Raw genomic sequence first — 8816 nt, forward strand, 5'->3', positions numbered from 1 at the left:
CCCCTTGTCACACAAACTACCGAAGCCTCTTATTTCTTCACCGCTTTCAGCAATGCCTTCTCGCAGCGCTCCATGCATTTCAAGTTTTTCTTCATCTGCGAAAGGAGTTTCCCGTTGGGCTTCTTTTCCGCCTTTGAGAGTGCTTCAATCTCTGACTTGAGCTCGGTCGCACAATTTGCGATGCCCTCATGGACGAGTTCGGCAATGTCGTATCTGCCGTATTTCCTTATTGCAACTTCAGTGCAGAATGCCAGGAGTTTTGAACACTCGCTTTGGACGAACGCTTCAGATGCTTGGACGACGACGGATACGGCGGTGGTGACTCCCGACCCAGCCAGCCCGATAAGGGCGCCGCCGCCCGTCAGGATGGCCGTTCCTCCCGCCATTCCCAGACCCCCCACTGCCAGGGAGCCCCCTCCGATGAACGCCAGGCTCGCACTGGTCAGCGCTGCTCCCGAGAGGCCAGCGACGGCGTTTCCCGTGATCAGCACGGCGATCTGAGGGGCGAAGGCGAGTGCTCCGCCCGCGGTAGCTGCGGTTGCCGCGACGGTCGCAGCCGCTGCCGCGGCGGTCCTCTTGCGGCTTCCCGTCACGGTCCCAGCCGCACTCGAATACGCCTTCCGGATGGACTTCACGTCTTTTTCGGCTATGTAGTCCTGGCCCTTGCAGAACACGTCGGAAAGGTAGTCCGCCTTCATCTTCAGCTTCTTCAAGGACTTGTCCCTCTCCTCGCCGAGCTGGAAATAAGGCTTGAACTGAGAGAGCTCGAGCACCATGAGGTCGATCCAGGACCTGTCCTTTACGTTGCCCGAGATTTCCTTCATCAACTCGAACGCCTGACGACCGCTTCTGACGAAGAACTCTTCACTGTTGACGCTCAGGGATTCGCAGACGCTTGCCTCCCAGCTGCTCAGCCATTCGGCTTTCGCCTTCGCAACTTCCTTCTTCTTGGTATTCAGAATATCGTAAGCGACCATCATGAACTCGAACGAATAAAGCAGCCTGGTTTGAGCTGGGCTCAGAGTAAGGAATTTGTATTTCGCAGAAAGCCTTTGCAGTTCATCTTCGCGTTTGCGCTTCTGTTCCTCATGTTCCTTCATAGCGCGTTTGTATGCCGTCGTAACATCTTCCTTGATGTACTTTGCATCGAAAAAGCAGGCGATAGCAAACCTGCCGATTCCCGGGTAGCTCACGTTGAGGAAGAACGACTTCGCGAACATGCCGGCATTGCCCCTTGAGGCTATCCCTGCCTTAATGACACTTCCGACGGAGTTGACGGCGACAAACGTGCCGCTCGATACGGTGCACATCCTCGTGAGGGCGCGGCTCTTGATGGGGATGAAGCCCTTCGGGTCGATCCTTTCGAGCTCCCTCAGCGAGGAGATGCTCTTGGACCTTATCTCCGACGCGAGCCTCGAGACCGTGTAGAAGACGCGGACGATGACCTCGTTCGCTAAAACGAAGAGCGACTCTTCGACGATCTGCGTCGCCAGACCCATCTCGGTTCTGAAGTCGAAGCGGACGGGCTTGCCGTCGGAGTCCTTGAAGTAGGTGCCGTTGAACAGCTTGGAGAGCCATTGCGAGAACGAGATCTCGCTGTCTTTGTAATTGACTTTGATGTTTTGGAAGAACGGTGTCGACGAGAGCTCCTTCAGCATCGAGAGGATCGGGCCGGGTATACCAGTGCCCTTGCCCGCGTTCGCATGCGATCCGTCGATGTCGCTGATCAGGTGGAAGAGCCAGTTGAACGTTCCTATCGCGATCTTCTCCGGGACGTTCTTCCCCACGAGCGCATCGGCTGGCAACGGGGGCTTTATGAAGTTTCCTGCAGTGTCCGTTCCGTACCCTATGCCTGTGAACTGAGCGAGAATCGAGAAGAACAGGCCGAGGAGGGTCGGGTGATGCGCGTAATCCCTGAGATGGTGCTGCAAGCCACCGCCGAATTCTGGTGTCAGCTTGTCCTGGGGATCGGGAACTTCTTTTCCAGAAACTCAATCGCCTTGGCCAGCGCCTCGGCATCACATCTCCCGTCCTTTCCGAAGATGGCCTTGTCATTCGGAAGCTTGCAGCCGAGAGAGCGCGCGGTGCCGACGACGATCCTGTCCGCTTCTTTCCCTCCGACCTTCGATGCCTCTTCGATCGAAAGCGGCTTTCCGAGGAGAACGCTGAGCAGGCCGGTGATGAGGCCGCTTCCAGCGGCGACACCGTAATCGACGCGGCTGGCCTTGTCGACGCTTTCATCGAATTCGAACTCCAGTGCTTCGAAGGAGTCGATGATTGGCACGTTTCCGGAGGCGATGAGATTGGTTCTCGGCGCGCCCCCGATTGAAACCGGGATTATCTCGTAATTGCTCATGGACAGATCTCGTTTCTGCGATGCTCATGTTCGCGGATTTGTTTTTATTATCTCACCTCAGGATGATTTCCTCTTTATTGCTAAGGTGGTCAGTTCTCTTCTCGGCACTGGGACAATTTGTCTCAGTGCTATTCGCCATCGATCTCCTCGAGTCTCTTCATCCATTTGAGCATCGACCCGTTCTCCAGGTGGCGGAGCAGGAACCCCTCGCAGAACCTGTCCCCGCGGACGACGTAGAGGATCATGGCGAGAGTGCATCTCGCGTCACATTTCGCGACGTCGGCTGCGAGCATGGACTCTTCGTCAGGCAATCCGCAGCTCTCAAGCACCTCCCTGTAATTGCGCACGGCGAGGTCCTCGTTGTCATCGACGCACTCGTGGACCATGAAGATCAGCTCATTTGCAGCCTTCCCGTATTCGACATATGGGGCGATGAAGGGGTCTTCGAGGGTCCCCTCGTGCCGGTTGTCGACGAACCATTTGCCATGGCTTTCCTCTGCCTCGAGCAGAGGGATCAATCTGGTGATCTTCTCGAACCTCTTCATGGGCTTCCCTTCGTTTGCAACTGGGACAAAATGTCCCAGCGATCGTTTTTGTCTCTGCGCCGATCGCGTTCTTCCCGATCATATGGGTCCATGATGCGCTCTCCGGAAAATGGATCTAATATCGCATTCCATATATTAACTGGCTTTATGCAAGCACCTTGTCCGTTAGTGCCGTTGTGTTAGACCGCTTTGGATACTGGGACTTTTCCTATAATCTTTCTTGCTTAGATAGCAGGCGAAAGCGAAGGAGCTCCTATGGTCACCAAGGATGATGCGTGTTGGATAATCGGCCTTTCCGCAGGTGCGGGCATTGGCGTATACCTTGATGGCGGCTGGGGCGTCGATGCGCTTGTCGGGCGTGAGACCAGGGCTCATAACGACATCGACCTGTTCGTTCAGCGCGGGGATTACCAAAGGTTCGTGGATCTAATTGCTGATGAGGGGTTTTCCGAGGTGGCTGCATCTTTCACCACCGAAGATCACACGGTGTGGCAAGACGAGGCGGGGCGCATCGTCGACCTGCATTGCTTCGATTTCGCCGAGAATGGCGATATTCTGTATCAGGGAGATCGTTTTCCCGGGGAGGTCTTTTCGGGGAGGGGGCGCATCGGCGAGGTGGAGGTGTCGTGCATCGACCCCGAAAGCCAGCTGTTGTTTCACTTGGGCTATCAGCATGACGAGCACGACGCCCACGATGTCATGCTCCTATGCCGTGAGTACGGTTTCGACGTTCCCGAAGAATATCGCTAGCTGTTGCTATTTGCATCGGGGCACGACTTCAGCGCTTGCCGCAGATGCGCTGCGCCAGACCGCCCTGGACATCACGCCACGCCGTATATGGCCCTCCGCGCACGCGAGTCCCATTTCGCCTGCTTGATCCAGTACTCGTAGAACGGATAGGGGGTCACCTTGTACTGGCGCCAGGTCTTCTCGTACGTGCCGCGGGCTGCCTGCCTCACTATGAGCTCGGCGAGCTCGTCCGCGCTCCTGCGGACCTTGAAGCACCATGTCCACTTGAACCAGGCGAGGTAGTTCTCGAGGCGTCTCGTGGAGACACCCCGGAACCTGCCGATGAAGTGCCTCATCTGGGAGTGGAGGCTGTTCACCCTGTTGATGGCGTGCTCCTCCCTCTTGCTGGCGATGTGCGCGCCGACGCCGAGGGCGGGCAGGACGCGGCGGTACACGTGCGCACGGTCCGTCGAGATTATCGCGCCGACCGCGAGCTTGTCGGCGAGCAGCTCCCTGGCTGCCGCCTCGTCGAGGCCGCCCCTCCCCGCGATCTCGTAGAAGATGTCGCCGGCGTCGTTGATGCCGGTGAGCACGCATATCTTCTCGTGCCCGTCGGTTCCCTGCGACCTTGTGCGGGGCTTCCTGGGCATGCCGGACTCCGACCTGGAGCGGTTTCCCTTGAAGCTCTCCCTGAAGAAGCACTCGTCGAGCTCGGCCCCGCCGCCGGCCTCCACGCGGAAGGCGGGCATGCGCTTGGCCATGGCCTCGAGCAGCCTGTGGCGCATGAAGAACGCCGTCTTGAGGCACACGCCGCACTTTTCCGCCGACTCGCGCAGCGGGAGCATGTCCACGTGGCACTCCGCGAACCTCATCCAGGCCGACCTGTCGAGCTTGGTGGTGGAGAAGATGCGCATGGTGGCGTCGGTGAAGGTCCTGGCGCACCCTCGGCAGAGGAACCGCTGACGGCCGCGCCCGTCTCGCCCCCTCTTCACGTAATGCGGGGAGCCGCACCAGGGGCAGGCTCTGTCGGGATCGTCTTCCGCCCCCTCGCTTGCCGCGAGTTCGAAAAGCTCCGCGTCTATCAGCGCCTTGAGCGATCTCAGGACCCTGCTCTTCTCGGCAGCCGTCATCTGCGGGAGGAACTGCCTCGTCAGCTGGGTGAGCACGTCTTCCATTGCAACCTCCATCTCTCCTGATGATGGAATTGTCGCAACCGGGGCCCCGTCGCGTGTACTGCGTGCAGGACACTTATCCAAAGTGGTCTAACACAACGGTTAGTGCGGACACCGGTAGGCGTTCGCTGGTAATACGATTTTCCAAGCTCGCCGAAACCGTGCGAGCCTATCGGCCAAGCCTGCCTTCACAAACGCAGCAGAAACACGGCACAGGTGGTGATGCGATGCACGTCTGGAAGACCTAGGGGCAGACGCGGACTCGCATTCAGCATCGATGCTGGCGCGTCAGACAATCATCGTCCAGGGGAAGCGCCCATGCCGCTGGGACAATTTGTCCCAGCGGGCGCCGCGCCCTCAATATGTCCCTTTTCTGAATACGGGACTAACAGAACCCTGCAGAACCTAGAGCGCCCTCTCTGCGAAACCCTCCTCCTGACCTTCGTGTAGAAAGCAGGAAAGCGTACACGGCGCACGCCGCTGAAAACTGCGGAACGATACGGAATCGACAGGCAAGAAATGCAAACCTCGCAATATCCCAATCAAAATTGTATAATCCCAAGGCAAATGGGAATATGCAAAAGGGACTGGTAATGAACGATACCATAAGATACCTGAAAGATGAGATGGGCCTCTTCGTGACCGAGTTCGAATGGTCTGGAGCGTCTGACCTCCCGCTTTATCTTGCTAAGGCGGCATCCTATCGGCTGTGTTCCTGCAACGGGGTCGATTTCATTATGGCAGAGGTCGAGGGGGAGGTCTCGCTTCCCAACCTCAAGAGGATCGTCTCTCAAGTGTCGGCGAGGGCGGGCCTGCAGGTTGCGCTCGTCGCCCAGATCGACGCGCGCCAGCGAAAGGCCCTCGTTTCACAGGGCATCCCGTTCGTCGTTCCCGGCAGGCAGGCTTTCCTTCCGATGCTGGGTTTCGTTGCGAGCGCGAAACGGGAGCCGCGTTCTCTTCCGGAGGTGCTGGCGCCAGGTACTCAGGCTGTGCTGGTTACGCTGCTGGCCAACCCAGAGGTGCGAACGTCCGAAGAGCTGATGAGGGCGACGGGCATGCCGTCGTCGAGCATCTCGAGGGCCCTCGACGATCTGTCTCGCAGGGGGCTCGTAAGCAAGTCCAAAAACGGCCGCGCAGTGGTCATCGAACGCAGCACGAGCAGGAACGATCTCGTCAAAAGTGCAATCGGATGCCTGCGGAATCCTGTCGCGCGGGCCGTGTATGCGAAAAGAGACGAGCAAACGGCGCAGCTTCCGCTTGCGGGGGTGAGCGAGCTTTCGCAACGCAGTATGCTGGCAGCCCCCCGAATCGAGCAGCGCGCGGTATCGAGGAGGGCCTTCAAAGAACTTGAGTTCGAGGAGGTCCAACTTGGCGAGCTTCACGATGAGGAGACGGTTCAGGTCCAGGTATGGGCGTACGACCCGCTCGTGGCAGGAGGAGATGCGGTTGACGACGTGTCGCTTGCGTTGACGCTCGTCGGCGAGGGCGACGAGCGCGTCATCGGCCAGTTGAACGCGATTTTTGGGGAGGAATTATGGCAGTGAGCGAAGTTTACGGGCTACGCCGGTTCTCGGAATACATGGAGGGCCTCGAGGACTGCTATGCGATCATTGGCGGCACGGCGTGCGACATCATCCTGAGCAACGCGGATCTCGACTTCAGGGTCACCAAGGACATCGACGTCATCCTGATTGCCGAGAACCGCTTTTCCGAGGTTGCGGCGGCAATATGGAAGCTGGTGAAGGACGGCGGCTACGATTGCGGATGGAGGGGCTCCGGGGGAGTTCATTTCTATCGATTCACCAAGCCGAGCGTTGCTGGCTTCCCGAGCATGGTGGAGCTGTTTAGCAAAGCCCCCTCGTTCATCAAGGAACCAGAAGGGCTGACAATCGTCCCGCTGCCAGCGGGCGAAGAGGCGTCGAGCCTTTCGGCTATCCTTCTCGATGACGACTACTACGCCTACATGAAGTCCGGTTGCAAGGAGGTCGACGGGATCATGGTTCTGGACGAGGTGCACCTTGTCCCTTTCAAGGCCAAGGCCTATCTCGATCTATCGAAGCGTAAGGCCGCTGGCGAGAGGGTCGATTCGAGCGACATCAAGAAGCACAAAAAGGATGTTTTCAGGTTGGCTCAGCTCTTCTCCCCGAGAACGTCGTCGGCACTGCCCGATTCGATTCGCAACGATATGACTGAGTTTTGCGAGAAGGTCCGTGCCGAGGGCGTTCCTCTGAAGCAGATGGGGGTTCCAATGACGCTCGAGGAGGGAATTGAGCTGATCAAGCGTGTATACGACCTGTAGGGGCGGTTTCGGAATCTTTCAAGCATGCGACGAAGTAGGTGATGGGTTAGTTTTTTCGGCTTCGGTCGTATTGAGGACAATGCCCGAATGACGAAACTGAGATTGTTCCGAAAAGCAAAGAGCCGCAGCATTGCTACGGCTCTAAATTCATGCTATGATATGGGAAAATAGAACATTTGTTCGGTTATTCCCACTCGATGGCTCTGTATTTGTCGTCCCGTCATTCTAGTTGCACCCAGTTTTCGGTGTCGTCTCGAACCGAATGCCGCCAAATAACACCATGTCTTGTTTCGTCGGCTTCGGGGACAAAAGTTGGGACAACTCCAAAAACTTTTTTTCAAACTCAGTGTTTTGAGTTTTTGTTTTTGTCCCAAAGGGCGCGGCGGACCGCCTTTGGAGGCTCGATTTCGCCGAAAACGCCCGTTTTGAAACTCAACCGACCTTTAGCGTGCAAGCCGCCAGCTTCAACCGCAAGTGAATTAACGCGGGTGGCTTGCGCGCCATTTGCAAAACCCCAGGTCGCAGGTCTTCGCCATTCGTGAACAAAGTGAGTAGTCTCAGGTGGCTTGCTTATGAGTTGGCGAACGGGCCTTCAGGATTCAGGGCAAACATGCTGGTAGAATAGGATTCTCAAATCAATGACAGGAGACCGAGCATGGCCGAACCCCACGATAGGAAGCCGATCCTCACGATCGAGCAGCAGATAGAGCACCTCAAGCAGAAGGGCGTAGCCTTCGAACTGTGTTCCGAGGAAGAGGCCGCGGACTACCTGCGCGACAAGTGCAACTTCTTCAAGCTCGCATCCTACCGCAAACTCTTCTCGAAATACGAGGGAGGCCCGCGCGACGGCCGCTACGTAGACCTCGACTTCGGCCAGCTGCGCCTGCTCGCGGCGCTCGACCAGGAGCTGCGCCACGCCCTGCTCGGCATGACGCTCGACATCGAGCATTTCCAGAAGGTGACACTGCTTCGCGAGATGGAGGACCGTGGAGAGGACGGCTACGCCATCGTGGCCGACTACATGGCATCGCTTACCACTGCAAACAGGGAGTACCGCCTGCGCGAGCTCAAGATGAGCGGCCGCAGCCCCTACAGCTCGAGCCTCTACGCGAAGTACTCCGGCGACATGCCTGCCTGGGCCTTCCTTGAGCTCACCTCGTTCGGCACCCTCATCGACTTCGTGCGCTTCTGCGCCAGGCGATGGGGCGACAGGCGCCTCGAGGCCTCCCACTACGACCTCAAGCGCGTGAAGTCCGTCCGCAACTGCGCCGCGCACGGCTCGTGCCTGATCAACTGCTTCGCCGAGAGGGGCGCCGCCCGGGGCTCGGCGTCCAGCGGCGTCTCCCGAAGGGTCGCCGCCGTGGGGATTCCCAAGGCGACCAGGAGGAAGTGGATGGGGAATACGGCCATGCAGGAGGTCGCGACCGTGCTCGTGGCGCACTCCGGCTTGGTACCCGAGGGCTCCTCGCGCTCGCGCGCCGCATCCGAGCTCGCCGAGATGTTCGCCAGGGCCGACGGCGAAACCGAGGCGCTGCCCGACAAGGGGCCCGACGCCGCAGCTCGCTCCGCGCTCGAGTTCCTTCGCAGGTTGACAGAATCGCTCGGGTTGGTAGAATAGCCTGCAGATAGCAAAACCTTCACGGTTTTAGGGGCGGACTTGCGCAAGCGACTCTGCCCTATTTTTATATGGCTCTTCGGTGGTTTCTGTGGGAGAG

8 protein-coding genes are annotated in these 8816 nt (G+C 58.3%); 4 read left to right on the plus strand and 4 right to left on the minus strand.

Features of this window, described 5'->3' with window-relative positions:
* Positions 1-29: 29 nt before the first annotated feature.
* From PHA29_RS09965 to PHA29_RS09975, 3 genes are all read right to left on the minus strand, one after another.
* Positions 30-1931 (minus strand): hypothetical protein, encoded by a 1902-nt coding sequence (locus PHA29_RS09965; protein ID WP_270574934.1) that lies wholly within the window; start codon positions 1929-1931, stop codon positions 30-32.
* Positions 1932-1951: 20 nt separating this feature from the next.
* On the minus strand, positions 1952-2356 hold the full coding sequence (locus PHA29_RS09970; RefSeq protein ID WP_270574935.1) for a hypothetical protein: 405 nt from the start codon (positions 2354-2356) through the stop codon (positions 1952-1954).
* A gap of 128 nt (positions 2357-2484) precedes the next feature.
* Positions 2485-2901: a DUF6508 domain-containing protein gene (locus PHA29_RS09975; RefSeq protein WP_117743967.1), complete on the minus strand. Its 417-nt coding sequence runs from the start codon at positions 2899-2901 to the stop codon at positions 2485-2487.
* Between the two features lie 255 nt (positions 2902-3156).
* On the opposite strand from PHA29_RS09975, the gene PHA29_RS09980 reads away from it, so the two are divergent.
* The gene (locus PHA29_RS09980) at positions 3157-3651 is read left to right on the plus strand and encodes a nucleotidyltransferase domain-containing protein (RefSeq protein WP_117635919.1); all 495 of its coding nucleotides are present in this window, start codon (positions 3157-3159) and stop codon (positions 3649-3651) included.
* A 71-nt stretch (positions 3652-3722) separates the two neighbouring features.
* Here PHA29_RS09980 and PHA29_RS09985 read toward each other — a convergent pair whose 3' ends face one another.
* Positions 3723-4805: an IS1595 family transposase gene (locus PHA29_RS09985; RefSeq protein WP_158553197.1), complete on the minus strand. Its 1083-nt coding sequence runs from the start codon at positions 4803-4805 to the stop codon at positions 3723-3725.
* A 590-nt stretch (positions 4806-5395) separates the two neighbouring features.
* On the opposite strand from PHA29_RS09985, the gene PHA29_RS09990 reads away from it, so the two are divergent.
* From PHA29_RS09990 to PHA29_RS10000, 3 genes are all read left to right on the plus strand, one after another.
* Positions 5396-6346 carry a helix-turn-helix transcriptional regulator gene (locus PHA29_RS09990; RefSeq protein WP_270574936.1) on the plus strand — a complete coding sequence of 317 codons (951 nt, stop codon included), beginning with the start codon at positions 5396-5398 and terminating at the stop codon, positions 6344-6346.
* Positions 6337-7101 carry a hypothetical protein gene (locus tag PHA29_RS09995; RefSeq protein WP_117635916.1) on the plus strand — a complete coding sequence of 255 codons (765 nt, stop codon included), beginning with the start codon at positions 6337-6339 and terminating at the stop codon, positions 7099-7101. Before PHA29_RS09990 ends, PHA29_RS09995 begins: the two co-directional genes overlap by 10 nt.
* Positions 7102-7756: 655 nt before the next feature.
* Positions 7757-8719, plus strand: a complete 963-nt coding sequence (locus PHA29_RS10000) for an Abi family protein (protein ID WP_075844146.1) — start codon at positions 7757-7759, stop codon at positions 8717-8719.
* The last annotated feature ends 97 nt before the right edge of the window (positions 8720-8816 follow it).

The organism is Candidatus Collinsella stercoripullorum (genome assembly GCF_027669965.1).
GTDB classification, from domain to species: domain Bacteria; phylum Actinomycetota; class Coriobacteriia; order Coriobacteriales; family Coriobacteriaceae; genus Collinsella; species Collinsella stercoripullorum.